General features: G+C 46.6%; 26 protein-coding genes. 21 read left to right on the plus strand and 5 right to left on the minus strand.

Going from position 1 to position 23,074, the window contains the following annotated elements:
• The first annotated feature begins 25 nt into the window (after positions 1–25).
• The 7 genes from kdpF to MIC7113_RS28555 all read left to right on the plus strand — a co-directional run bounded on the left by kdpF (position 26) and on the right by MIC7113_RS28555 (position 5,802).
• Entirely contained in the window at positions 26–295 is a 270-nt protein-coding gene (gene kdpF / locus MIC7113_RS28525; protein ID WP_015185656.1) for a K(+)-transporting ATPase subunit F, read from the plus strand.
• A 73-nt stretch (positions 296–368) separates the two neighbouring features.
• Positions 369–1,052 (plus strand): potassium-transporting ATPase subunit C, encoded by a 684-nt coding sequence (locus MIC7113_RS28530; RefSeq protein WP_015185657.1) that lies wholly within the window; start codon positions 369–371, stop codon positions 1,050–1,052.
• A gap of 95 nt (positions 1,053–1,147) precedes the next feature.
• Positions 1,148–1,861, plus strand: a complete 714-nt coding sequence (locus tag MIC7113_RS28535; protein WP_226883550.1) for a sigma-54-dependent transcriptional regulator — start codon at positions 1,148–1,150, stop codon at positions 1,859–1,861.
• A 129-nt stretch (positions 1,862–1,990) separates the two neighbouring features.
• Entirely contained in the window at positions 1,991–2,419 is a 429-nt protein-coding gene (locus tag MIC7113_RS28540) for a hypothetical protein (protein ID WP_015185659.1), read from the plus strand.
• 59 nt (positions 2,420–2,478) lie between these two features.
• A complete protein-coding gene (locus MIC7113_RS28545; RefSeq protein ID WP_015185660.1) occupies positions 2,479–4,317 on the plus strand; it encodes a HAMP domain-containing sensor histidine kinase in 1,839 nt (612 codons plus the stop codon).
• 8 nt (positions 4,318–4,325) lie between these two features.
• A complete protein-coding gene (locus MIC7113_RS28550; RefSeq protein ID WP_041780259.1) occupies positions 4,326–4,541 on the plus strand; it encodes a hypothetical protein in 216 nt (71 codons plus the stop codon).
• A 106-nt stretch (positions 4,542–4,647) separates the two neighbouring features.
• Positions 4,648–5,802 (plus strand): sensor histidine kinase KdpD, encoded by a 1,155-nt coding sequence (locus tag MIC7113_RS28555; RefSeq protein WP_015185661.1) that lies wholly within the window; start codon positions 4,648–4,650, stop codon positions 5,800–5,802.
• Here the strand turns inward: MIC7113_RS28555 and MIC7113_RS36930 are convergent.
• Positions 5,789–5,953: a hypothetical protein gene (locus MIC7113_RS36930; protein WP_015185662.1), complete on the minus strand. Its 165-nt coding sequence runs from the start codon at positions 5,951–5,953 to the stop codon at positions 5,789–5,791. The genes MIC7113_RS28555 and MIC7113_RS36930 overlap by 14 nt on opposite strands.
• Before the next feature lie 3 nt (positions 5,954–5,956).
• On the opposite strand from MIC7113_RS36930, the gene MIC7113_RS28560 reads away from it, so the two are divergent.
• From MIC7113_RS28560 to MIC7113_RS28570, 3 genes are all read left to right on the plus strand, one after another.
• The gene (locus tag MIC7113_RS28560) at positions 5,957–7,138 is read left to right on the plus strand and encodes an anhydro-N-acetylmuramic acid kinase (RefSeq protein ID WP_015185663.1); all 1,182 of its coding nucleotides are present in this window, start codon (positions 5,957–5,959) and stop codon (positions 7,136–7,138) included.
• 181 nt (positions 7,139–7,319) lie between these two features.
• A complete protein-coding gene (locus tag MIC7113_RS28565) occupies positions 7,320–7,766 on the plus strand; it encodes a hypothetical protein (RefSeq protein WP_015185664.1) in 447 nt (148 codons plus the stop codon).
• A gap of 336 nt (positions 7,767–8,102) precedes the next feature.
• A complete protein-coding gene (locus tag MIC7113_RS28570) occupies positions 8,103–9,638 on the plus strand; it encodes a serine/threonine-protein kinase (protein ID WP_015185665.1) in 1,536 nt (511 codons plus the stop codon).
• Between the two features lie 69 nt (positions 9,639–9,707).
• Here the strand turns inward: MIC7113_RS28570 and MIC7113_RS28575 are convergent, their stop codons facing one another.
• The 3 genes from MIC7113_RS28575 to MIC7113_RS28585 form a co-directional block, all read right to left on the minus strand.
• The gene (locus MIC7113_RS28575; protein WP_015185666.1) at positions 9,708–11,111 is read right to left on the minus strand and encodes an NAD(P)(+) transhydrogenase (Re/Si-specific) subunit beta; all 1,404 of its coding nucleotides are present in this window, start codon (positions 11,109–11,111) and stop codon (positions 9,708–9,710) included.
• Positions 11,108–11,404, minus strand: a complete 297-nt coding sequence (locus MIC7113_RS28580; protein ID WP_015185667.1) for an NAD(P) transhydrogenase subunit alpha — start codon at positions 11,402–11,404, stop codon at positions 11,108–11,110. Before MIC7113_RS28580 ends, MIC7113_RS28575 begins: the two co-directional genes overlap by 4 nt.
• A gap of 61 nt (positions 11,405–11,465) precedes the next feature.
• Positions 11,466–12,611 (minus strand): Re/Si-specific NAD(P)(+) transhydrogenase subunit alpha, encoded by a 1,146-nt coding sequence (locus MIC7113_RS28585; protein ID WP_015185668.1) that lies wholly within the window; start codon positions 12,609–12,611, stop codon positions 11,466–11,468.
• A 544-nt stretch (positions 12,612–13,155) separates the two neighbouring features.
• On the opposite strand from MIC7113_RS28585, the gene MIC7113_RS28590 reads away from it, so the two are divergent.
• The 10 genes from MIC7113_RS28590 to MIC7113_RS28635 all read left to right on the plus strand — a co-directional run bounded on the left by MIC7113_RS28590 (position 13,156) and on the right by MIC7113_RS28635 (position 20,895).
• A complete protein-coding gene (locus MIC7113_RS28590) occupies positions 13,156–13,692 on the plus strand; it encodes a DUF2808 domain-containing protein (protein WP_015185669.1) in 537 nt (178 codons plus the stop codon).
• A 180-nt stretch (positions 13,693–13,872) separates the two neighbouring features.
• Complete coding sequence (rpmH, locus tag MIC7113_RS28595; RefSeq protein ID WP_015185670.1) at positions 13,873–14,010, plus strand: 50S ribosomal protein L34; 138 nt, start codon at positions 13,873–13,875, stop codon at positions 14,008–14,010.
• A gap of 79 nt (positions 14,011–14,089) precedes the next feature.
• On the plus strand, positions 14,090–14,494 hold the full coding sequence (gene rnpA, locus MIC7113_RS28600; protein ID WP_015185671.1) for a ribonuclease P protein component: 405 nt from the start codon (positions 14,090–14,092) through the stop codon (positions 14,492–14,494).
• Entirely contained in the window at positions 14,484–14,876 is a 393-nt protein-coding gene (locus tag MIC7113_RS28605) for a PH domain-containing protein (protein WP_015185672.1), read from the plus strand. The genes rnpA and MIC7113_RS28605 overlap by 11 nt, the downstream gene beginning before the upstream one ends.
• Positions 14,877–15,078: 202 nt before the next feature.
• Positions 15,079–16,230: a membrane protein insertase YidC gene (yidC, locus tag MIC7113_RS28610; RefSeq protein ID WP_015185673.1), complete on the plus strand. Its 1,152-nt coding sequence runs from the start codon at positions 15,079–15,081 to the stop codon at positions 16,228–16,230.
• A 2-nt stretch (positions 16,231–16,232) separates the two neighbouring features.
• Positions 16,233–16,724, plus strand: a complete 492-nt coding sequence (locus MIC7113_RS28615; RefSeq protein ID WP_015185674.1) for a Jag family protein — start codon at positions 16,233–16,235, stop codon at positions 16,722–16,724.
• Positions 16,725–16,821: 97 nt separating this feature from the next.
• Complete coding sequence (locus MIC7113_RS28620) at positions 16,822–17,331, plus strand: YceD family protein (protein ID WP_015185675.1); 510 nt, start codon at positions 16,822–16,824, stop codon at positions 17,329–17,331.
• 225 nt (positions 17,332–17,556) lie between these two features.
• Positions 17,557–18,780, plus strand: a complete 1,224-nt coding sequence (locus MIC7113_RS28625; protein ID WP_015185676.1) for an RNA-guided endonuclease InsQ/TnpB family protein — start codon at positions 17,557–17,559, stop codon at positions 18,778–18,780.
• Positions 18,781–18,825: 45 nt separating this feature from the next.
• The gene (locus MIC7113_RS28630; protein WP_015185677.1) at positions 18,826–20,340 is read left to right on the plus strand and encodes an AAA family ATPase; all 1,515 of its coding nucleotides are present in this window, start codon (positions 18,826–18,828) and stop codon (positions 20,338–20,340) included.
• Between the two features lie 87 nt (positions 20,341–20,427).
• On the plus strand, positions 20,428–20,895 hold the full coding sequence (locus tag MIC7113_RS28635; protein WP_015185678.1) for an SH3 domain-containing protein: 468 nt from the start codon (positions 20,428–20,430) through the stop codon (positions 20,893–20,895).
• A 102-nt stretch (positions 20,896–20,997) separates the two neighbouring features.
• On the opposite strand, the gene MIC7113_RS28640 is transcribed toward MIC7113_RS28635, so the two are convergent.
• The gene (locus tag MIC7113_RS28640) at positions 20,998–22,212 is read right to left on the minus strand and encodes a glycosyltransferase (protein ID WP_015185679.1); all 1,215 of its coding nucleotides are present in this window, start codon (positions 22,210–22,212) and stop codon (positions 20,998–21,000) included.
• 78 nt (positions 22,213–22,290) lie between these two features.
• Here MIC7113_RS28640 and MIC7113_RS28645 point away from each other — a divergent pair, with 78 nt between their 5' ends.
• Complete coding sequence (locus MIC7113_RS28645; protein WP_015185680.1) at positions 22,291–23,040, plus strand: SGNH/GDSL hydrolase family protein; 750 nt, start codon at positions 22,291–22,293, stop codon at positions 23,038–23,040.
• Positions 23,041–23,074: the final 34 nt, after the last annotated feature.

The following is a 23,074-nucleotide window of genomic DNA, read 5'->3' on the forward strand; positions in this document are numbered from 1 at the left end:
TTCAGAAATAAGTAGGAGTAAAAAGATGAAGCGAGTTGATGAATTGAGAGAAATACTACCGAGAGATTGGAGTGAAGTAGGCGAAATTTTGGGCGAACAGTGGAGACGAAATCCTTTGCCGATTCAGCTCTTTCTCTTACTGTGCTTGAACCTACTGATTGCTCCATCGGTGGATGCAGCTACGGGAGCAGAAATTACTCGTAAGGCAGCTTATGCACTGGGAATTTTGGGCATTGTAGTAGTCGGGCTTGGCGTTTACTTATTCGTCGTGATTTTTCAACCGGAGCGGTTTTGAAAATTCAAAATCCCTGTTGTCGCAACTTTTCGCAACTTTGAAAATTTCAGGGAAATACATAAGAGATTAAGTCATGGTTAGAGAATTGATTACTGGTATTCGTTCTACCCTAGTACTTTGGGTTTTGACAGCACTAATTTATCCTTTTTTGATGGTTGGGATAGGTCAAGCCTTCTTCCCCAATCAAGCAAATGGTAGTTTGATTAGAAATGCTCAAGGACAAATTGTAGGTTCAGCCTTAATTGGTCAACCGTTCTCCTCAGAACGCTACTTTTGGAGTCGTCCCAGTACGACTAATTACAGCAGCTTCTCTCCCGAAGAGTATGACCCAAAAAATCTAGAAAATTTAGCACAAAGAACGGGTGTATCGGGTGCTAGCAACCTCGCGCCTAGTAATACATCACTTCTGCTCCAACCCTGGTATGAAACACCAGCAAATAAAGATATGCTCGAACGGTATCAATCACCCGATAATCCAGATTTAATAAATTTAGTTCAGGAGAGAGCAAACACACTCAAACAGGCAGGGATTGAGCCAACGGCTGATTTAGTTTATACCTCTGGTTCTAGCTTAGACCCGCATATTAGCGTTGAGGCAGCATTGGCACAAATTCAACGAATATCCAAAGTGAGAGGACTTGACCCCAATCAAGTTGAACTTCTTATTAATCGATATACAGATGGTAGATTTCTCGGCATCTTTGGAGAACCAGGAGTCAATGTTTTAAAGCTGAATTTAGCGCTAGATAGTCCGTAAATTATCAGGCACGGTTCTTACCGTGTCCCTAAAAAACTAATGTTCCGCGATCGCCCAAATTTGATCAAGCGCAGCGTTGTGTAAAGAAAAATCTAATGCACCGACACTTAACCCCAACACTTAAACAGAAGGAGGCTCGGATGATGCCTAATGCCCGAATCTTGATTGTGGATGACGAGAAAAATATCCGGCTGACGATCGCTCAATCGTTAGACCCTTTAGGATATGAAGTTATGACGGCTCTCAATGGTGAGGATGCACTCAAACAGTTACAACTCGAGGAGTATGACCTAATTCTATTAGACCTGAGAATGCCGGGAATCGATGGTTTGGAGGTGCTAAAACGTGCTGTTGAGATGCATCCAGATATCCAAATCGTCATTCTTTCAGCGCATGGTACGGTTGATAATGCCGTTGAAGCGATGAAACTGGGTGCAGTAGACTTTATACAAAAGCCTTTTACTCCCCAAGAACTTCGAGGTATCGTTTACCAGGTTCTAGAACACGATTCCCTCAACACTCAAGAGAGTTCTTCTTATCAAGGCGCAATGAAGATAGCGAAACACTGCGCCCGCAAGCGACAATTTGATAGAGCGATCGCGCACGTCAAACAGGCGATTGGCTGCGATCCATCGCGAGCAGAAGCATTTAATCTTTTAGGGGAATTGCAAGAAATAGAAGGCGATCGCATCGAGGCGTTGAAGAATTACCGAGTGGCAACCGACCTCGATCCCACCTACAAACCCGCGCAAAATAACCTCACGCGAGCCACGCGCTCGCCTAAAAGCCGTCCTCCCTTAATTTTCTAATCCCATTTCACTTTATAGGCGCTACAGGTAGTTTGAGGATGAGTTTTTGGTATTAGGTTTTCAAAGATTGCCCTAACTTATAAAACTTACTCCCTATCGAAGAAGGCTGACCGATTGCTAAGGAAAGAAATGAATAGTTTAGAGCCTTTAAACCTCTATGGTCTAGATGGTGAATTTTTGAATCAATCCAGTGCGAAAGAGGTTAAGCTGGTTAAAGCTGGTTCAGAGGCAACACAATCATCCTTTGAGATTCAAAACGATTCATCAGAATTAATGCCTCTTTTTTATCTTTTTATTTTACTGCTGATCGTAATTTTTGTTGAAAGAATTGGTGGCAAATTTTTTCGCAAAACTACCAAAGTAAAGACTAATGCTCAATTAAAACCCCTCCCTTGTGAAAGTTGTCGCTTTTTTATCGATAATCCTCATCTAAAGTGTGCTGTCCATCCGGCTAAAGCCTTAACACCCCTCGCTTTAAATTGCCAGGATTATCACCCTGATAGTATCGCTTTCCCAAAAAATAAAGCCCGATTTACAAGCTCTAAAGTAGATGAATAAAAAGAGATAATTTTTTAGATACGGCCTCGTGCGAGATAAAAAATTTAACTGAAGGGGCAATGAAACTGAGAACAAAAATTTTAGCTGGCTACGGTGTTGCCCTCACCTTAGTGATTCTGGTTTGCGGCTGGGGTATTATTAACATTCGCCGCTTAGGCAGAGCCAGTGAAGCCATTCTGCGGGAAAACTACCGCAGCATTCTTGCGGCTGAAAATATGATCGATGCTATTGAGCGGCAAGATAGCGCCACGTTGTTGGTTTTGCTAGGGAATGAAGAGCAAGGAACCGAGCAGTTTAGTGCCAATGAAGTGTTGTTTTTGCAGTGGTTAGGTCGCGCGAAGGACAATATCACCATTCCTGGAGAGAAAGAAGTCCTCCTCAACCTGGAAAAAAACTATAAAGACTATCTGCTCACGTTTTCCCAATTGCGAAGACAGCAACTGCGCCAGACTCCAGTTTCTACCGATTACTACTACGACACACTACTGCCTGCCTTTGAGTCGGTGCGCCAGACGAGTGTTGAGTTGCGAGAGTTAAACCAAAAAACAATGGTGCTCGCTTCACAACGCACTCAAGCGCTTTCCCATCAGGCAATTGGGTCAATGGCTGTTACTGGGGGAGCAGCAGCCGGTTTGGGTTTAGGATTTAGCTTACTGCTTTCGACGCGCTTGGTTCGACCCCTTAAGGAAATGACTCGCGCTACCGAACGAATTGCCGAAGGTGATTATGATATCGCCATCACCGTGAAATCCGATGATGAATTGGGTCTTTTGGCGCAAGAAATTACGACCATGAGCCAAAATCTCAAGGTCTTCCACGAGCTAAATGTAGGTCAGGTTATTGCCGAAAAACAACGCAGTGAATCGATTATCCGTAGCATCAGTGATGGATTGGTTGTTGTGGATGCGGAGTTTGAAATTATTGCGATTAATCCTATCGCTGCTGCCATTTTGAATACCACTGCCGAACAGGCTAAGGGAAAGCATTTTCTCAGTGTTTTTAATCATCAACAACTTTATGAATACCTAAACATAACTGCCCAGACGGGAACGCCGCCCCAGTTAAATGAAAACCAATCTATCCTCTCAAAACAGACGGAAAACCAGGCGCAGTATTACAAATTTGCTATTACTCCTGTAACGACAGAAGAAGGCACGATGCTTGGTGTTGTCCTCTTATTGCAGGATGTCACCAAACTCAAGGAATTAGACACTCTTAAAAGTGAGTTTGTAGCGACGGCATCCCACGAACTGCGAACCCCCCTAACGGGCATGGCGATGAGTCTTAACCTCCTGTTGGAAACTGCCCAACAGAAACTATCTAATCGCGAACAAGAGCTGCTACACGCAGCCGTAGAAGATGTGGAACGCTTACGGACTTTGGTGAATGACCTTCTCGATCTTTCCAAAATTGAGTCCGGTCGAATTGAACTGGAGTTTATTGCTGTAGAGGTTGAGCTATTAATCGAGAAAGCTATTTCAATTTTGAGTGTACAGGCACAGGAGAAACAGATTGAACTAACGCCCAGCATACCAACAGATATTGAGCCAGTGAAAGCAGACCCAAACAAAATCATCTGGGTGCTGATTAATTTAATTGCTAATGCTCTGCGTTACACCGAGGCAGGGGGACATATCCAGGTGAGTGCTCAGCAGAAAGATGATTGGGTTTACCTATCAGTTGCCGATAATGGCCTTGGTATTCCTTGGGAGTATCAAGCAAAAATTTTCGATAAGTTTGTCCAGGTAAAAACTGATAAAGATGTGGGTGGGAGTGGTTTGGGGTTAGCGATTTGTAAGGAAATTGTCAAAGCACATAGTGGGACAATTTGGGTTGATTCCGCCCCAGGCGAAGGCAGTACATTTACGTTTACGCTGCCTGTTGTTAATGAGCGGTGAAAGGAACGATGTCTAAGGCCAGAATCTTGATTGTGGATGATGAGAAAAATATCCGGCTGACGATCGCTCAATTAGGGGAATTGCAGGAAATAGAAGGTGATCGCGTCGAGGCGTTGAAGAATTACCGAGTGGCAACCGACCTCGATCCCACCTACAAACCCGCGCAAAATAACCTCACGCGAGCTACGCGATCGCATAAAAGTCGTCCTCCCTTAATTTTCTAATCCCATTTCACTTTATAGCCGCTATAGGGAGTTTTCAGAATAGTATTTACAGTAAAAGAAACACATCAAAAAATTTACAATTCTATATCCAAAGTTCCCTATTCCCATGATTCATCAAAACGAGATAGCCAACCAATTGAATAGTACTGAACCTAATGACACCCTTTCTCGCCGCCGTCGAGGTAAGCACAAAATGTTTATTGGCATGGCTCCCGGCGTAGGCAAAACCTATCGAATGCTGGAAGAAGCCCATCGACTTAAGGAAGAAGGCATTGATGTGGTGATTGGCTTACTAGAAACTCATGGGCGTGAAGAAACAGCAGACAAAGCCGTTGGATTAGAGATGATGCCTAAAAAGCTAATTGTTCACGGCGGCGTTACTTTGGGAGAAATGGATACAGACGCTATTTTGGAGCGCCAACCTCAATTAGTCCTCGTCGATGAACTTGCACACACCAATATACCCGGTTCGTTGCGAGAAAAGCGCTACCAGGATGTTGAGGTTATTTTGGAAACTGGTATTGATGTTTATTCCACAGTTAACATTCAGCACTTAGAGAGTCTCAATGACTTAGTAGCAAAGATTACTGGGGTGGTGGTGCGTGAGCGAATTCCTGATCGCATTCTTGATGAAGCCACAGAAGTTGTAGTCGTAGATGTCACACCCGAAACCCTACAAGAACGGTTAATCGAAGGCAAAATTTATGCTCCAGAAAAAATTGAACAATCCCTACAAAACTTTTTTCAGAAGCGTCATTTAGTTGCGTTACGGGAGTTAGCTTTACGAGAAGTTGCTGACAATATAGAAGAATCAGCAGAGAAAAACTCTACTCCAGCAGCTCAGTTTTGTAATGTTCACGAGCGAGTTTTGGTTTGTATTTCCACTTACCCTAATTCAGCTCAGTTGCTCAGAAGAGGAGCAAGATTAGCTACTGTCATGCGATCACGCCTGTATGCGTTATTTGTCGATCACCCAGAACGCTTCCTCACTAGGGATGAAAGCCTTTATATTGAAACCTGCAAAAATTTTTGTCTGGAGTTTGGTGGCGAGTTTATCTGCGTAAAATCTGCAAATGTGGCTGATGCAATCGCAGCGACAGCACGACAGTACCACATTACTCAAGTCATTCTAGGACAGTCTCATAAATCTCGTTGGGAAATACTCTGGAGGGGTTCTCTTGTTCAGAAATTAGTACGATATCTCAAAGATGTAGATTTGCATATTATTGCGACCGAAAAAAAAGAATTTAAGCGCTTTTGAGATTGAGCCGGGTGATTGGGCTAAGTCTCCTACCCGAAGAGAAGGCTTCTTGCTCTTCCTTCACGGCTAAAGAAGCGGAGCTTTGAGATTTTGCGATCGCGCCTTCATTCCGATAAGCTAAGAACGCACGATCACCCAGTACAAATAACATTCTATGCCTCTCGTAATCGGCTTAATCAGCGGCACATCGGTGGATGGCATTGATGCCGCCTTAGTAGACATTACTGGTACTGATGTTGATTTAAAAATTGAGCTACTCGCTGGTGCAACTTATCCCTATCCAGAAACGCTCAGAGAGCAAATTCTGCAAGTTTGCGCTGGTGCGGCTGTATCAATGGCTGAATTGGCAGAGTTAGATGATGCGATCGCCATTCAATTTGCCCAAGCAGCACGAGACATTCAAATCAGCCATCCCCCAGCCGACCTGATTGGCTCCCACGGTCAAACCGTCTATCACCGCCCACCGCTCAAGCTGGGGAATCAACCAGCGGTCGAAACTCTTCCCGGTGCGTCCCTAGGATATACTCTCCAACTGGGACGAGGAGAACTCATCGCCCACCTGACGGGGATCAAGACGGTGAGCAATTTCCGTGCGGCTGACATGGCGGCACAAGGACAGGGTGCCCCACTCGTGCCCAAGGTGGATGCTTACCTATTTTCGTCACCCACTCAGCACCAATGTATCCAAAATATTGGTGGTATCGGCAATTTAACTTACCTACCCGTGCGTCAAGATGATTGGATCGATCGAGTTTGTGGCTGGGATACGGGGCCGGGTAACACCCTTTTGGACTTAGCTGTGCAACATTTCACAGGAGGTAGCCAAACTTACGACCAAGATGGGAATTGGGCAGCCAGTGGCACTCCCTGTGACGCCCTAGTCGAACAGTGGCTCAGTCAAGACTATTTCCAAATCGCACCGCCAAAATCTACAGGCCGGGAGTTGTTTGGCTGGGATTACTTCAATCAGTGCTTGGTAGAAGGGGAGGCGTATAACTTGACACCCACTGATCTGTTAGCTACGTTGACCGAACTGACGGTGAGGTCAATTATCATGAGCTACCAAAACTTTTTACCCCAGATGCCCCAGAGAGTCCTGTTATGTGGGGGTGGAAGCCGCAATCTTTACTTGAAACAACGCTTAACTGATCAGCTAGGAGCGAGCCAGGTACTAACCACGGATGAAGCAGGAGTGAGTGCAGATTTTAAAGAAGCGATCGCTTTTGCAGTGTTGGCTCATTGGCGAAATCTCGGTATCCCCGGTAACCTACCCAAGGTAACTGGAGCCAACTCAGCCGTACTCCTAGGGAATGTCTATCCGTCTCTTGGAGCTTGAACTTAGACAAACCTCCCTGTAGGCAACAGGAGTCCGGTTATACTTAAACTTACTTGCTACTTTTCATTCTCATTGATGCCGCTTGAGGCAATTCCCGAAGTTACGCTAATTACTGGTTGCAAGTGATCTGAGTGCGGAGAATGAGAGAGGCAATATTAGATAATAAGTAAAGGGTAACACCGTGGCTCACACCTTTTTATTGGAGGCAGGACGCTGGACACTCCAGGGAAATTGGCTGGAGCGCAATGGGATGCCAATTCCTGTCAGAGGTATGACACTCATTGCCTGGGGTCGGGAAAATTGGTTTACCATGGTCACCAAGCTAGTGTTTCCCGACAGTGAGCGCGAGGATATATCTTTTCAGTATCGGGGGCGTCTTGACGCTGGCGAACGACAGTATACCTTTGTCTTAAAACACAGTGTCTTAGGACATGTGGAAGGCGAAGGCTGGGTGACTCCAGAATCCATTGTTCAACGTTATTGGGTATTAGGCGATCGCCACCGCCGTAGCGGCTTTGAAACAAGCCATCGGCTCAATGAAAATACCTACTATTTGTCCAGTGGGATCATGGCAGGTCACTATCTGACCAGTACCATGGAGGCGACTCTAGAACGTCAGCCAGAGTAACCCTATACTTCCAGATCAGTCTGGGGTGAGTTCGACTCAATGGAGTAACTCTATGGGCAACAACTGGATAGATGTATCTTAAATGACCATGCGTTCTGACAACAGGCAACGAGTAACGTGCTAGAACACTAGCCGCCGCATGTTGCTCAGTTTGTCGCCTCTTCTTTTAGGGAAAATTCCATCGATGCCAAAAGCAAGCGAGTGAAATTAGAATGGCGAAAGATCGTAGGTCATTCAGGGCAGTTCTGGTCTGACAAATTCCCAACTTGTCTTTAGGAAGACATCGCTCTCATCGGTATCTTTAATTCAACCGCTTAAAGCTGCTAGAACAAAATCATGACAACAGACCCCAACTATGGTCGCTTAGTCGCCAATCGCTATCAACTGGTCAAGCTGATCGGCAAAGGCGCTATGGGTCGGGTTTATCAAGCCAAAGATATGCTTCTGGGCGGAGTCATCGTTGCCGTCAAATTTCTGTCCCAGGCATTGCTGAGCAAGAAAATGCGCGATCGCTTTTATGGGGAAGCAACGATCTGTGCCATGCTGGGCGAACAAAGCAATCACATTGTTCGAGTGAGGGACTATGGCGTAGATGAAAATGAGATTTCCTTCTATGTCATGGAATACTTGGAAGGAGAAAGCTTAAGCGAAGTTATTCGACAGCAGCCTCTCTCTTTACCTCGGTTTTTGAATATGTCCCGCCAAATTTGTTCGGGACTGCAAACAGCTCATAAGGGCATCGTTCGTGATGGTAAACTCAGCCCAGTCATTCATCGGGATATTAAACCCAGTAACATTCTCATTGTTCAAGATGAATCCTTCGGAGAGTTAGTCAAAATTCTCGACTTTGGCATTGCCAAACTGCTTCAGTCCGAAGGCGATCAAACACACTCGTTTATGGGTACCCTCGCTTATTGTTCACCCGAACAAATGGAGGGTAAAGAATTGGATAAACGCTCCGACATTTACAGTCTGGGCATCATGATGTTTGAGATGCTGACGGGTGAAATGCCCATCATGGGTGAAACACATTCTTTTGGCGGCTGGTACAAAGCTCATCACGATTTCCCTCCTCGCTCGTTTGAATCCGTTAATCCAGACCTCAAATTACCAAAACACCTCAAGAAGCTAGTTCTTAGCTGTCTGGCAAAAGACCCCAACCATCGTCCTCAAAGCGTCGAGGAAATCCTGCGAGTCTTGAAATCCATACAGGAATGTCTTAAACGGGGTGAAGAGCTGGTTGGGGAGTGGGGAGGTAAGGTGGAAGAGTTGCCTCCACCGGCCTCACCAACGCAGGAGCGCAATCGTACATCGGATGAAATTTGTCTAGCCACTTCTTGGCCTAAAGACAAACCCCAAGCAACAATTGTTTTTCCCCATATCCTTAAAGCCAACAATGAACATTTAGCCACCCTTTGGGTGATGCTCAACAAAAAAGACATTCAGGAACGTTTGGTTAGTACACGCTACAACCAATTCCTCTTTTTGCCATCACCCCATCCAATTGTGCTATGGATTACTGTTCTGCATAACCGCGAATATGGTGCTCGTTGGCTTCCTTGCTACCTAGACCTTAAAACCGATATCGGTCAAAAAATGGTGAGACTCTTAGGAGAAGCGGGAAGCTACCGTCTCTTATTCTTTGCTCTATCAGAACCCCATAAATGTGCTAAAGTAATGACCTCAAATATTGCTCCTGCTCAATGCAAATTGCTGAAAAATTGGGCAAACTCTAGTCAAACTTTACTATCTTCTGGTCAATCTCAGTTAACGAAAAAGATTCTCAAACAGGAATTTGAGAAACTCAAGCCTAAGATTCTGATGAAGCTAGAAGCCATTCATACCGATTTTCCAACAGATCTTTCGGGCTAAGAATTGAAAAGTTGAAGGTTGGAATTTCAAACCACCTTCAACCTTCAACCTAATAATTTTCAACTCTGCTTAAAGCTGCTTCACCTGAGAAACAAGCTGCGCGACGACATCTTTGGCGCTACCAAAAAGCATCATCGTTTTGTCTTTGTAAAACAGCTCATTATCAACACCAGCAAAGCCCGTACTCATGCCGCGTTTAATTACAATCGCGTGCTTAGCCTTGTCTACCTCTAAAATCGGCATTCCGTAAATTGGACTCCCCGCATCACTGCGAGCGGCTGGATTAACCACATCGTTGGCACCAATCACCAGAGCCACATCGGTTTCATCGAATTGGGGATTGATGTCATCCATATCGTAAAGCTGGGGATAAGGCACATTCGCCTCCGCCAACAACACATTCATGTGTCCCGGCATCCGACCCGCAACCGGGTGAATGGCATATTTAACCTCAACACCCAGTTTATCCAACTGATCCGCCAACTCTCGCACGGCGTGCTGTGCCTGAGCCACCGCCATCCCATAGCCAGGAACAATCACGACATTTCGGGCATAGCCCAGCATCATCGCCGCTTCTTCCGCATCAACACTCTTGACGGTCTGGTCACTGCTGCCACTAGCACCAGCAATGGCAACAGAACCACTCGAACCAAAGGCACCGAACAGCACACTAGCCAGGGAGCGGTTCATCGCTTTACACATAATCTGAGTGAGGATGATTCCCGACGCACCGACCAATGCGCCAGCAATGATTAACATGTTATTCATCACGACAAAACCCGCAGCACTCGCGGCTAGGCCAGAGTACGAGTTGAGCAGGGAAATCACCACCGGCATATCACCCCCCCCAATGGGGATGACAAACAGCACGCCGAGAAGCAAGGAGATGGCAAGCAGCCCCAAGAAGATAGAAAGATGACCGGGTGTGGCAATCAGAAAGCCACTCACCACGAAAAACCCAATCAAGATCAAAGCGTTGATAGGTTGTTGCAAGGGAAACGTCATCGGAGCTCCGGGGAGAAGTCCTTGCAATTTCGCAAACGCCACTAAACTCCCCGTCAGGGTAACCCCACCAATCAATACACCAAGAATAATCGTAATCGTAGCGTACAGGGTGACCGGTTCCCCAGTACTCAACAAGCGCCAGAATTCGCCAATCCCTACCAAGGCAGAGGCTGCACCCCCCAGACCATTGAGCAGACCGACCATCTGAGGCATGTCGGTCATTTGCACTTTTAACGCTGCGATCACACCCAGCACTGAGCCAATGACCAGCGCCAAGAGAATCATCTGATAGTTGAGTACCTGCCGTTCTAGTAGGGTCGCCACGATAGCCAGCAACATGCCTACGGCAGCTATGACATTTCCCTGACGTGCTGTTGCCGGGGAACCCAGCTTTTTCAGGCCAAAAATAAATAGCGATGCTGCCACTAAATAGCTCAGCTCAATCCCAGTCGGGAGAAAGTCGGTCATGCCTTCACCTCTTTCTTCTTAAACATTTGCAACATCCGATCCGTCACCAGGAAACCACCCACCACGTTGACCATTGCCAGTACGATGGCAAGTAAGCCCAAAATCACAGTGATACTCGACTCTTTAGGGCCAGAGATAATCAATGCCCCAATCACAGCAATGCCAGAAATGGCGTTAGCTCCGGACATCAGGGGGGTATGGAGTGTTGGCGGCACTTTGTTGATCACTTCAAAACCAACAAAAGACGCCAGCACAAATACAAACAAACTGGAAAGTAATGTAGCTGCTGTCATAAATTTACAAACGGTTTTTTTGTCACTAAATGCAACAAGTTAGAGAGGAACATAAGGTGCGTCACACGGCTGTTCTAACCTGAACTAAGGCTTCCTTTACCCGTGGATTGAGAATTTCTCCGGCATGGGTAACACAAGTACTATTGATGATGTCGTCATCAAAGTTCAGCTGTAACTCCCCATCCTTAACCAGGTATTGCAACAGGGTGGAGATATTCTTGGCGTACATCTGACTGGCGTGTACAGGCATAGAAGAAGGCAAGTTAATCGGGCCAATAATCGTAACCCCATTACGCACAACATCCTTACCGGGTTCCGTGCAAGCGCAGTTGCCGCCTTGTTCTGCTGCTAAGTCCACAATCACAGAGCCAGGATGCATCTGTTGCACCATTTCTTCCGTCACCAGTAAGGGTGCTTTTTTCCCCGGAACCTGAGCTGTTGTAATAACAACATCGGCATTTTTAACATGTTCCGTCACAACTTCTTGAGTCCGCTGCTTGGATGCCTCAGAAATTTCCTTGGCGTAACCCCCGGCGGCTACGGTTTCTTCTTCGAGTGTGACTTCGACAAACTTAGCCCCGAGACTCTGCACTTCTTCTTTAACGGCTGGGCGAATATCGAAGGCTTCCACGACAGCACCTAAGCGTCTAGCCGTGGCGATGGCTTGTAGACCCGCCACACCAGCGCCCATCACAAAGACCTTGGCGGGTTTAATTGTACCTGCCGCCGTTGTCAACATGGGGAAGAACTTGGGTGAAGCCGCTGCCGCAATCAGTACCGCTTTGTATCCTGCCACGCCCGCCTGAGAGGAGAGAGCATCCATACTTTGAGCACGACTGGTACGCGGAATCAGCTCCATACTAAATGCCGTGACTTTTCGATTCGCGAGTTGCTCAATCACCTCTGGCTGACCTAAGGGATTGAGGAAGCTAATCAAAACACTCCCTTCCCGTAGCTGATGAATTTCATGCTCTTTGGGGAGGCCAACTTTTAGGAGAATATCGGCTTCACCCCACAAAGCACTGACATCAGAGATGATTTTGGCACCAGCGGTTTCGTAAGTCTCATTACTGAAAAATGAACCCTCTCCGGCACCACTTTCTACACAAATTTCTAAGCCCTGTTTCACTAATCGGGCAACCGTATCCGGATTTAGCGCGACGCGACGCTCACCGACTTCAATTTCTTTCGCGATCGCTATTTTCATGAACGCTCCTTGTGACTTAAGCTAGTGAGGATGAGTAAACTTACTTAAACAGAACTAGCCGTTTGAATTGGCAAGGCAGATATCTCTCTGGCGGCACCAGAGAGCAACTAATACTTTGCACTTAGCAAGCCGATTTGGCAAGGGATGCCAGTAATGTTCTCACTTGCATCCTAGTGTTGCCTACCCGATCCCGAAGGCGATCTTTAACTTGTCTTAAATATTCACTGAATCCATCAAATGGTTGTTAGGCATTGACAAGTGACTCAAAAAACTTTAATAAAAGTTTAAGAACAAGGGGATTCTGGTTAAAATCTACTGTACTAATCGCCAACATGCCTCATGGTTTCTACCGACCCGACCTTCTTGGAGGTATTGACGGGCGGCTCAAGGGTCAAAACCAGTCTCCCAGGCACTTTTTCCAAGTCTTTAACGTCTCCACCTGAGATTATCCGCAGTAACTCAACTTTGATACTCTCAATAAAGAGTCAAAAATAGTAAAGTTTAGTGACAAACCTCATTACCCTTCGGGAAGAGTAGTCAGCCTATGTTATCCAAAAAATCGTTGATGCGACCCATGATTTCTGCCGTAGCCGTTACGGGTTGTATAATCACGGGGTTTGCTGTCAAAAGCTGGGCACAGAACAACCCAGGTTTTACCCTGTGGAGCGGTGTGGCTCGTGAAAATCAGCTGAACTATTACTTAGATTATGGCGGTCAGCCGAACGGCTGGGATCGTTACCGCTTTAAAATTCCGGCCAAGAAATTGGAGTTAGGGGTGGCTCAGATTGCCATTTCTTATCCCGATTATTTCGACGGCAAGTTTGACCCCAAGAGAGTTGAGGTACGTGTCAAAGGCAAAAAAGTGCCGATCTCTGAAGTGAACTGGAATAAAGAAAATCACGTCATTCAGATCCAGTTAGATCAGGCAATCCAGGCGGGGAATAGTATCGAAATTGTCTTCTCAAACGTTAAAAATCCCCCCTTTGGTGGAATGTACTATTTCAATGCTCAGGTAATGACGCCCGGTGATATTCCACTCCCCCGTTACGTCGGCACTTGGATTTTGAGTATTGGTGGATAGTTAAACACCCTTGTGTCAGGGGATTGGAAGGGACGAAGTGAGCCGATGAGAACTTTATAACTTCCCAGCTTTCCATGGCTTACCAGGGAGGAGCCACCCCGTTCGCGGTCAAAGTGCTACCCTAGTAAATTGTGACTCTTGCACAAAGGGTCAGATTGATTTTTTTTGAAGTAAAAGTATATGACTCAACGCACTCTAGGCGGCACCAGCCGCAAACGGAAAAGAAAGTCGGGTTTTCGCGCACGGATGCGTACCCAAGATGGTCAAAATGTCATTAAAGCTCGCAGAAAAAAAGGACGTTATCGTCTCTCGGTATAGTTTGAGTGACTATTGCATCGAGTAGTCGGTTGCCTTCCTTGTTTAGCTGTCGGTTGTGTCCTCGTACTGGAGTATAAGCGTGGCATTGCCTCAAGTGCATCGACTCAGGCACTGGCGAGATTTTCAGCTCGTGTATCAAAAAGGAATACGCCGAAATGGGCGTTATTTAACTTTGCGAGGTTTGTCCCGACGCACCAGTACAGTGGACGCCCCAATTTCCGAGAGGTTATCGTCGCCCAATCAAGACCCGCCGCCAACTCGCATTGGCATCTCTGTCAGTCAAAAAGTTAGTAAAAAAGCGGTTGTTCGCAATCGAATTAAGCGGCGCATTAGGGCAGCTTTACGCCAGTTGTTACCCCAACTTTCTCCAGGATGGCAACTGATAGTAGGGGTACGACCTGGAGCCGAGCGGTGCGATTATGCACAATTTTTGCGAGAATTAGAGCAGTTGTTGGCAGAAGCAGAGGTATTAAATGGGCATTAAAGAAGAAGTTTTTTACGAAGGTGGCCCCCATGTTGGTGATTTGATTATTAATATTTTGTTAGGGTTCACGGTGATTTGCTTGCCCTTGACAGTGGGAGCCATTGTTCGTGCCCTATGGCTGCGTTATCGCATTACGGATCGCCGTATTTCGATCACAGGGGGTTGGCAAGGGCGCGATCGCACAGACATTATTTTTTCAGAGGTGGTCAAAGTCGTTAAAGTTCCCCGTGGTTTCGGATCGTGGGGGGACATTGTGGTGACCCTCAAAGATGGCAGTCGCCTGGAAATACGAGCCATCCCCCGGTTCCGCGAAATCTATGACCACATTGCTGAAAAAGCCGCCCAAAAAACGGGTAGACCCCTCGACTCTGTAAAGGCTTAGAGCTAGGGGTGTCGTAAGAGGCTCAACCTCTGTGACCGACCAAGAACAAGAATCAACTCTTCACATCCCCAAACTTCTGCCTTTAAGCCAAGCAGAATTGGGGTGTTTATCAATGCGTACCGGATAACCGTCTCGCATTGGGACAAATATTAGATAGATTAGATTCAGAAAACTTTACAGCGCCTAGGTAGACTTTACACGAATGGATTTTGGTGTCGGGTTTCTTTCCAACAACGTCATGCTGCCAATCCTGGATTTCTTTTACGGGATTGTGCCAAGCTATGGTCTCGCCATCGTGGCGCTGACCCTGGTGATTCGCTTTGCCCTCTTTCCCTTGAACGCTGGTTCCATTCGCAATATGAGGCGTATGCGAATCACCCAACCGCTGATGAAAAAGCGGCAAGAAGAGATTCAAAAACTCTACAAAGATGACCCAGCTAAACAGCAGGAAGAAATGAGCAAACTCTTCAAAGAGTTTGGCAATCCCTTAGCTGGCTGTCTACCGGTCGTGCTGCAAATGCCGGTATTGTTTGCCCTGTTTGCCACCTTGCGGGGTTCACCCTTTTCGGACGTTAATTACGCCGTCAATCTCCAAATCTTTCCCAGAGAGCAAATGGAGTTGATTCAGCCCCAAGCGTTTGTAACCAAACCCCAAAACATTTACATCGCTGATGGCGTTCATGCCCCAGTCGCAGCTATTCTCCCAGGGGGAAGCCGTTTAGTCGTTGGAGAAAAAACCCAAGTAGAGTTTCAAACGGTTGAAGGCAAATCGCTTAACAAATTGTTAACCGAGTATCCAGAGACGAAAATTGCTCCCAAATGGCAAGTCACCAAAGGGGCAGAACACATCCGGATTCAGGCAGACGGAACTCTGGAAGCATTAGAACCCGGAGAAGTAACGCTTCAGGGCAGCCTTCCTGGATTAGCCGCTGATAAAGGATTCCTCTTCATTGAGGCTCTAGGACGTGTGGGTGCTTTTGAACCCGATGGAGCGATTCACTGGGATGTCATTGGCATGATTCTTGTGTTTGGCATTAGTTTGTATGTAAATCAGCTTCTTTCAGGTCAGAATGCTTCGAGTGATGACGCCTCAAAGCAGCAAGCAACGGTGAATAAGCTCACTCCAATCCTGTTCTCTGGGATGTTCTTATTCTTCCCCTTGCCCGCTGGTGTACTGATGTATATGGTGATAGCCAATATTTTTCAGACAGCCCAGACCTTTATTTTGATGCGCGAACCCTTGCCCGAAAACATTCAAAAAATGATGGAGACGCAAGAGAAAGAAACCAAAGCTGGGGAGAAGCGTGAATCACTGCCTTTTGAACGGCGTTCTAAGAAAAAGGCTTCGAGTTAGTTATGGACAATCAGCTCATGCAGCGAGGTCAGCAGTGGCTTGAGGAACTCCTGCGTTTATCCAAGTTCGGGGCACCGGTGAGACCAACTCTTACCCATGACTCAGGTGAAGACAAGCCAAATTATTGGTTAACCATCGATCAAACCCGACTGACTCCCAAACAAGTTGAAATTTTGATTGGCCCAGACGGAATTGTGCTGGATGCGATTCAGTACTTGGCTAATTCCATTTTGAATTTGGGGCAGGACGAAGAGGGACAAGCCGCGTATACCATAGAAATCGATGGTTATCGCCTTCGGCGACAAGAGGAACTCCGGGCGATGGCAGATCATGCCGCCCAAACGGTGCGCGAGACGGGACAAGAATATGAACTAAAATCTTTGTCCTCCGCAGAACGCCGTCAAGTTCATACCTTTTTGAAGGAATGCGAAGACTTGGAGACTCAAAGCCGAGGACAGGAACCTGACCGACGCCTAGTTGTGCGTCTACGCTAAAGAGTTGTTGGGGAACGATGAGTATTTCCAGATAGCTCTGTGTTTAAGGGTTTATTGTTTAGCTGCCTAGGGGTTAATAAAAAAAAGGATAAGCATCATGGAAGCCATTCATATTCCTTGGCTGCTTAAGCTACCAGAGCAGACAGAGGTCATTCAAGTTAAGGAGTGTATTGCTGGTTTAGAGACGCTCACCCCAGTGCGCGGTCGAATGCAAGTGACGCATCAAGGGAATTATCTAGAAGTTTCGGCCCAAGCGGAAACCATTATTACCTTAACGTGCGATCGCTGCTTGCAGCAGTACAACCACCGTCTACAAGTTGATGCCTCGGAAATGGTTTGGTTAGATGAGTCAGCCGACCAACCCGATGAAGGCCCCTTAGAACGGGAAACGGCGTTGGAAGACTTGGTCGAAACGCTGCCACCCCAAGGTTATTTTCAGCCAGACGTTTGGCTATACGAGCAACTCTGTTTAGCAACTCCCCCTCGGCAGCTTTGTGACTCGGATTGCCCAGGCATTCAGATTAATGATCATGAGCCGGGGAGTGCCGCGCTTACGGATCAGCGTTGGCAAGCTCTGGCAAACCTGAAAAAACAACTTCCTGGATAGTTTGCCGATTTGGAGGAAGTATTAGAGATACGCAATTTGAAAAAGTTGTCTCAAGATTTAACTCCTCGCTCCTGTTGTCCCCCGCTATAACTGTATCCTCACGCTTAGCTCCGGCGTTTAGCGGCCCGATGTTAGGCTTCTTAATTGGAGGAACGGAAATTTCCACATTTTGATCTTTGTAAGTGTTTTACTGCAATATGTATAATGCAGTAAGGAGGGAGCAAGATGCTGCACAAAGCGGTCAAGGTTCGACTGTATCCAACGGCTTTGCAACAAGTCCTACTGTCTCAGCACTTTGGTTGTGCCAGATGGTGGTGGAATTATGCTTTGAACAAGTCAATTGAGACTTATAAGGAAACAGGTAAAAGCCTTAATCAGTCAGCGCTTAATGCCTTTTTGCCAAAGCTCAAGAAAGCAGAGGAAACTATATGGTTGTCTGAATGTTATAGCCAAGTTTTACAGGCAACAACCCTCAATCTAACCACAGCCTATAAAAACTTTTTTGCAGGTCGTGCCAGGTTTCCGCGTTACAAGTCAAAGCATGGCAAGCAATCGCTCCAGTATCCTCAAAACGTTAAAGTACTTGATGGATTTGTTCAGTTACCTGGTAAGGTTGGCAAAGTTAAAGCCAAGCTGCACAGGAATATAGAAGGAACAATTAAAACCGTAACGGTCAGTTTAGACCCATCAGGCAAGTATTTTGCCTCAATACTGACGGAGAGTGAAGGCGACAATCCGACTGTTTCAACTAACGGCAAAGTGATTGGGGTTGACTTAGGATTGACTCATTTCGCCATTACAAGCGATGGCTGCAAAGTCTCTAAGTATGACAACCCTAGGCATCTAGTCAAACATGAGAAAAACCTCAAGCGCAAGCAACAAAAACTAGCTAAAAAACAAAAAGGAAGTAATTCAAGGAACAAAGTTAAGAAAACTGTAGCTAAAGTGTACGAACGGGTAACTAAATCCCGTCAGGATTTTCTACATAAGCTTTCACGAAAGCTCGTCAATGAAAACCAAGTTGTCGTAGTAGAGAATCTTAATGTCAAAGGCATGGTACGCAATCACAATTTAGCTAAAGCAATATCTGATATTGGATGGGGAACCTTTGTCAATTTTCTCTTCTACAAGCTAGAGAAAAAAGGTGGCAAATTGGTTGAGATTGACCGTTGGTTCCCTAGCTCCAGGCTCTGCTCTAATTGCTATTACCAGATTGATAGTTTGTCTCTTGATATTAGAGAGTGGACTTGTCCTAATTGCGGCACTCGTCACGACCGGGATGGTAACGCAGCAACGAACATTAGAGCCGAAGGCATCAGAATGCTACAGACGGATGGAACAGCCGTCTCTGCTAACGGAGGGGAAGTAAGACCAAAGCTTGGACGCAAGTCCGTTCTCAGGCATTCCCCCGTGATGTTAGAAGCCCACACTATAATCGCTTCGATTTAGTGTGGGTAGTTCACTTCTTTGTGTTGCCCTTAACCTTGGTGTGTCATGAGTTTTAATGATGAATTTGAGCTGCTGCTCCGGGCGCGCTATCCCTTAATCTATATTCCCACCCCCGAAGAAGAGCGAGTGGAAGCCTCAATCGCACAAGCTGGGAAACGTCTAGGCGATCGCGCTGTCTATATCTGGGATTTCGTGGACGGCTACCAGGGCAACCCCAATGATGTCGGTTTCGGACGCCGCAATCCGTTACAAGCGCTAGAATTTGTGGAGAAAGTAGCCCAAAGTGCCGCAGCTATCTTTATATTAAGAGATTTTCACCGTTTTTTAGACGATATATCCGTTTCTCGCAAACTTAGAAACTTATCAAGACGCCTAAAATCCCAACCCAAGAATATTGTCATCCTATCCCCACAAATTACCGTTCCTGCTGAACTGGCGGAAGTGCTGACAGTAGTGGAATTTCCGTTACCCAACGCCTCGGAAATTAAAGCCGAAATTCAACGGTTGATCAGCGCGACAGCACAATCCTTGAGCGATAAAGTCTTAGATGAGCTGGTACGTTCCGCGCAGGGGCTATCCCTAGAACGGATTCGTCGGGTTCTGGCGCGTGCGATCGCCTCTCATGGCGAAATTCAACCCGAAGACGTGGAATTAATTTTAGAAGAAAAACGCCAATCGATTCGGCAGACGCAAATTTTAGAGTTTTACCCAACCACGGAAAGAATTTCTGATATCGGTGGCTTGGATAACCTGAAAGACTGGCTGCTGCGGCGGGGTGGTGCTTTTACCGAACGTGCCAGACAATACGGTTTGCCCCATCCTCGCGGCTTGCTGTTAGTGGGAATTCAGGGAACCGGAAAATCCTTAACCGCAAAAGCGATCGCCCATCACTGGCACCTACCCTTGCTACGCTTAGATGTGGGGCGTCTATTTGGAGGCTTAGTCGGAGAATCCGAATCCCGCACTAGGCAGATGATTCAGTTAGCAGAAGCGCTTGCTCCCTGCATCCTGTGGATTGATGAAATTGATAAAGCCTTCTCAGGAATAGATTCTAAAGGAGATGCCGGCACAACCAGCCGCGTTTTTGGCACCTTTATCAACTGGCTAGCCGAAAAAAAATCCCCCGTTTTTGTCGTCGCCACCGCCAACAACATCCAAGCATTACCCCCAGAAATGCTGCGTAAAGGGCGGTTCGATGAAATCTTCTTTGTGGGGTTGCCCAGCCAAGAAGAACGCAGAGCCATTTTTGAGTTACATTTATCTCGATTGCGGCCTCATAACTTAAAGAATTACGATTTAGACCGATTAGCCTATGAAACCCCTGATTTTTCAGGTGCGGAAATCGAGCAAACCCTAATCGAAGCCATGCACATTGGTTTCAGTCAAAACCGAGATTTCACTACCGATGATATCTTGGAATCTGCCAGCCAAATCATTCCCTTAGCTCGAACCGCACAAGAGCAAATCCAATTTTTACAAAACTGGGCAGCAGCCGGAAAAGCCCGAATGGCTTCTAGAGATAGCCGTTTGAGCAATCGCATTCAGCGTCAATTTCAGTAATCCGATTGTGATGGGTAGTAGTTAATTAAAGCGACATTACCCATTACCCATTACCCATTACCCATTACCCATTACCAACAACTCCCTATGAGTTTGTCAGGCATCTTTAAGTTTATCCTCGGTTTTTTTGTCGGCATCATATTCTTGATCATTTTTGGTATTGGTACCGCTTATTACTTCTGGACAAGGCTCTCTATTACTCCTGCCAAACCCATCTTCGCAGAAGAGCAACAGAAGAAGTCCCCGACGGTTAAGAAAGCCAGTTTAACTCCAGCGTCTAAATCGAAACCCAGCAGCCAACAGAGTCCCACACCCAGTAAGTCCCCCATCCAAGAACTGCCACCAGGGGCTTATAAAGCGCGTGTAACCTGGCCAGAAGGCTTAAGTCTTCGCGACGCACCCACGCTCAATTCAACCCGGATTGGTGGTGTTGCCGCCAATCAAGCCGTGTTCATTCTTAAACAAAGTGATGATGGAAAATGGCAACAGGTGCGCGTAGTAGAGGGTAATCAAGAGGGCTGGATTAAGGCAGGCAATACAGCAAAAAGTGAATAATTGATCTGAAGCGCTCAGTTGTGCAGGATGAAAAAGTTCTCTCGTTTCTGTTTCAGTTTCAAGGGTTACCAAAACAGAGATTTATACCTCGAAAAGCTTGCCCTAATTTCTCTCAGAATACACCCTCCCTTTCCAAGCACCGCCTCGACCTTGCCAGTGTCGTATAGCAGAGTCTAGAGTCATCAGAGTATACAAAAAAGCGATCGCAGGTAAGGAAAATGCCAATCCAGGTGAACACCCATACAATCGCACGATAGGGAAGTAAGCCACACTCATCAACAGCCATGCCGATAAACCCGCGATCGCAACCAGCCCATTTCCCGTCAATCCACCCCAGATGGCTCCCACAGGCGGCACTAAATAAATCAAAGCCATAGCACATATCGTCCCAAACAGCAATAGGGGCGAATAGTTTAACTGGGTATAGGCAGTGCGAGCCACCATTTCCCAAATTGTCTCTAAAGAGGGATAAGGGCGTAAACTGCGGGTTAAAGTCGTAAGTCCTAACCAAATGCGACTTCTGCCTTTCCCTTCCTCTGAACCACTCGACTTCACAGCTTGAGCTAAGGCACAATCATCAATGAGCGCTTGGCGAACCACCTGCAATCCACCAATGCGACTTAACGCTTCACGGCGAATTAAAATACATCCCCCAGCAGCAGCGGCGGTAGGATTAAAGGGGTCATTCACCCAACGAAAGGGATAGAGTTTTTGAAAGAAGAAAACAAAGGCTGGGATTAAAAATTGCTCCCAAAAATCCTGGCATCGCAGTCGCACCATCAAGGAAACAAGCTCTAAATCTGCCTGCTGGGCTTTGGCGATGAGGCGGCGGAGATTGCCACTATCATGTTCAATATCAGCATCCGTCAACAGCAAATAGTCAGGCGGTGGGGTTAGGTTCTGAGCATGGCGAATCCCTTGTTCCATCGCCCAAAGCTTTCCCGTCCAACCCGCAGGCAGGGGTACACCTGGAATCATCTGCAACTGCCAGCTTTTGTTCAGGTCTTGGGCAACCTGTTGGGCAACACTCGCTGTACCATCAGTGCTGTGATCGTCCACCAAAATGACTGAATAGGAGCCAGCATAGTCTTGGTTGAGGAGCGATCGCAAGCTTACAGGGAGCAATTCAGCCTCATTCCGAGCCGGGACGACAGCACAAACCGATGGATATAATGTTGAACGGGTGTTCTGTGGCGGTGTTTCTATCTCTTCTAGACGCTGATCCGTTCGCCAAAATTGACCCCGAAAGCCCAGCAATCCGAGCCAAATCACCAAAGATAGAACGGTCAATCCTAACCCCATCTCACTCAGCAGCATGTTGAGTCTTGTGTACGTCAAAAAGCACAATACACCATCTTTAGCCTTGTCTTTCAGAACTCAGGAGTCGAGATTAAGTTGAACTTAAAGCCCTCAATTGGCAGATTCAGGCTGCCAGCTTTCTTTGCCGGAACTCTCTTAAGTGTCTTGTGCATTACGACGGCGATATCAACAGCAGTGCCATCCGACAAGCCAACGCGGATCATGCCCCTTGGCGATTCGATCACGCAGGGGAATACTCAGCATAATAGTTATCGTCGCCCCCTCTGGCTTGAGTTACGTCAGGCCGGTTACAACATTGATTTTGTTGGGTCAACACGAGAGAATTTCGGAGGGTTGTCTCCCTTATCAGATTTTGACCCCGATCATGAAGGACATTGGGGTTGGCGCGTGGATCAGGTATTGGAGAAAATTGACGGCTGGATGCGAATCAGCGAACCCGACATCGTGCTGATTCATCTGGGGAATAACGATCTGACTCAAGGACAAAGCCTGGAAAGTACCATAGAGGAACTTCGGCAACTGATTCAACGGATACGTATTGTCAACCCACGGGTAAAGCTGCTGATTGCACAGATTATCCCCTGTGGAAATCCACCGCGAATTCAACAACTGAATCAGCGAATTGGACATTTAGCCCGGAGAACCAGCACTCAAAACTCACCCATCGTTGTGGTAAATCAGTTTAGTGGCTTCAACCCCAAAGCAGGCGTCGATACCTACGATGGCTGTCATCCCAGTGAAGCAGGTGAACAAAAAATGGCATCTCGTTGGTTTGCTGCCCTGAAAAAAGTACTTCCAAACCCTGAAAAAAGCCCAAGTCCTTAATCAATACTGCTTGGAAATCTTATCGGTTTTCCGT

The organism is Allocoleopsis franciscana PCC 7113 (assembly GCF_000317515.1).
Lineage (GTDB): Bacteria > Cyanobacteriota > Cyanobacteriia > Cyanobacteriales > Coleofasciculaceae > Allocoleopsis > Allocoleopsis franciscana.

What these genes read in the sequence shown, in the direction of transcription:
- MIC7113_RS28550 (WP_041780259.1), top strand. Translation starts at nt 4,326, where the DNA reads ATGTCTAAGGCCAGAATCTTGATTGTGGATGATGAGAAAAATATCCGG.
- MIC7113_RS28530 (WP_015185657.1), top strand. Translation starts at nt 369, where the DNA reads ATGGTTAGAGAATTGATTACTGGTATTCGTTCTACCCTAGTACTTTGG.
- MIC7113_RS28570 (WP_015185665.1), top strand. Translation starts at nt 8,103, where the DNA reads ATGACAACAGACCCCAACTATGGTCGCTTAGTCGCCAATCGCTATCAA.
- kdpF (WP_015185656.1), top strand. Translation starts at nt 26, where the DNA reads ATGAAGCGAGTTGATGAATTGAGAGAAATACTACCGAGAGATTGGAGT.
- MIC7113_RS28615 (WP_015185674.1), top strand. Translation starts at nt 16,233, where the DNA reads ATGGACAATCAGCTCATGCAGCGAGGTCAGCAGTGGCTTGAGGAACTC.
- MIC7113_RS28605 (WP_015185672.1), top strand. Translation starts at nt 14,484, where the DNA reads ATGGGCATTAAAGAAGAAGTTTTTTACGAAGGTGGCCCCCATGTTGGT.
- MIC7113_RS28590 (WP_015185669.1), top strand. Translation starts at nt 13,156, where the DNA reads ATGTTATCCAAAAAATCGTTGATGCGACCCATGATTTCTGCCGTAGCC.
- MIC7113_RS28585 (WP_015185668.1), bottom strand. Translation starts at nt 12,611, where the DNA reads ATGAAAATAGCGATCGCGAAAGAAATTGAAGTCGGTGAGCGTCGCGTC.
- MIC7113_RS28545 (WP_015185660.1), top strand. Translation starts at nt 2,479, where the DNA reads ATGAAACTGAGAACAAAAATTTTAGCTGGCTACGGTGTTGCCCTCACC.
- MIC7113_RS28635 (WP_015185678.1), top strand. Translation starts at nt 20,428, where the DNA reads ATGAGTTTGTCAGGCATCTTTAAGTTTATCCTCGGTTTTTTTGTCGGC.
- yidC (WP_015185673.1), top strand. Translation starts at nt 15,079, where the DNA reads ATGGATTTTGGTGTCGGGTTTCTTTCCAACAACGTCATGCTGCCAATC.
- MIC7113_RS28580 (WP_015185667.1), bottom strand. Translation starts at nt 11,404, where the DNA reads ATGACAGCAGCTACATTACTTTCCAGTTTGTTTGTATTTGTGCTGGCG.
- MIC7113_RS36930 (WP_015185662.1), bottom strand. Translation starts at nt 5,953, where the DNA reads ATGTTATTTGTACTGGGTGATCGTGCGTTCTTAGCTTATCGGAATGAA.
- MIC7113_RS28630 (WP_015185677.1), top strand. Translation starts at nt 18,826, where the DNA reads ATGAGTTTTAATGATGAATTTGAGCTGCTGCTCCGGGCGCGCTATCCC.
- MIC7113_RS28560 (WP_015185663.1), top strand. Translation starts at nt 5,957, where the DNA reads ATGCCTCTCGTAATCGGCTTAATCAGCGGCACATCGGTGGATGGCATT.
- rpmH (WP_015185670.1), top strand. Translation starts at nt 13,873, where the DNA reads ATGACTCAACGCACTCTAGGCGGCACCAGCCGCAAACGGAAAAGAAAG.
- MIC7113_RS28640 (WP_015185679.1), bottom strand. Translation starts at nt 22,212, where the DNA reads ATGCTGCTGAGTGAGATGGGGTTAGGATTGACCGTTCTATCTTTGGTG.
- MIC7113_RS28625 (WP_015185676.1), top strand. Translation starts at nt 17,557, where the DNA reads ATGCTGCACAAAGCGGTCAAGGTTCGACTGTATCCAACGGCTTTGCAA.
- MIC7113_RS28535 (WP_226883550.1), top strand. Translation starts at nt 1,148, where the DNA reads ATGCACCGACACTTAACCCCAACACTTAAACAGAAGGAGGCTCGGATG.
- MIC7113_RS28555 (WP_015185661.1), top strand. Translation starts at nt 4,648, where the DNA reads ATGATTCATCAAAACGAGATAGCCAACCAATTGAATAGTACTGAACCT.
- MIC7113_RS28540 (WP_015185659.1), top strand. Translation starts at nt 1,991, where the DNA reads ATGAATAGTTTAGAGCCTTTAAACCTCTATGGTCTAGATGGTGAATTT.
- MIC7113_RS28620 (WP_015185675.1), top strand. Translation starts at nt 16,822, where the DNA reads ATGGAAGCCATTCATATTCCTTGGCTGCTTAAGCTACCAGAGCAGACA.
- MIC7113_RS28575 (WP_015185666.1), bottom strand. Translation starts at nt 11,111, where the DNA reads ATGACCGACTTTCTCCCGACTGGGATTGAGCTGAGCTATTTAGTGGCA.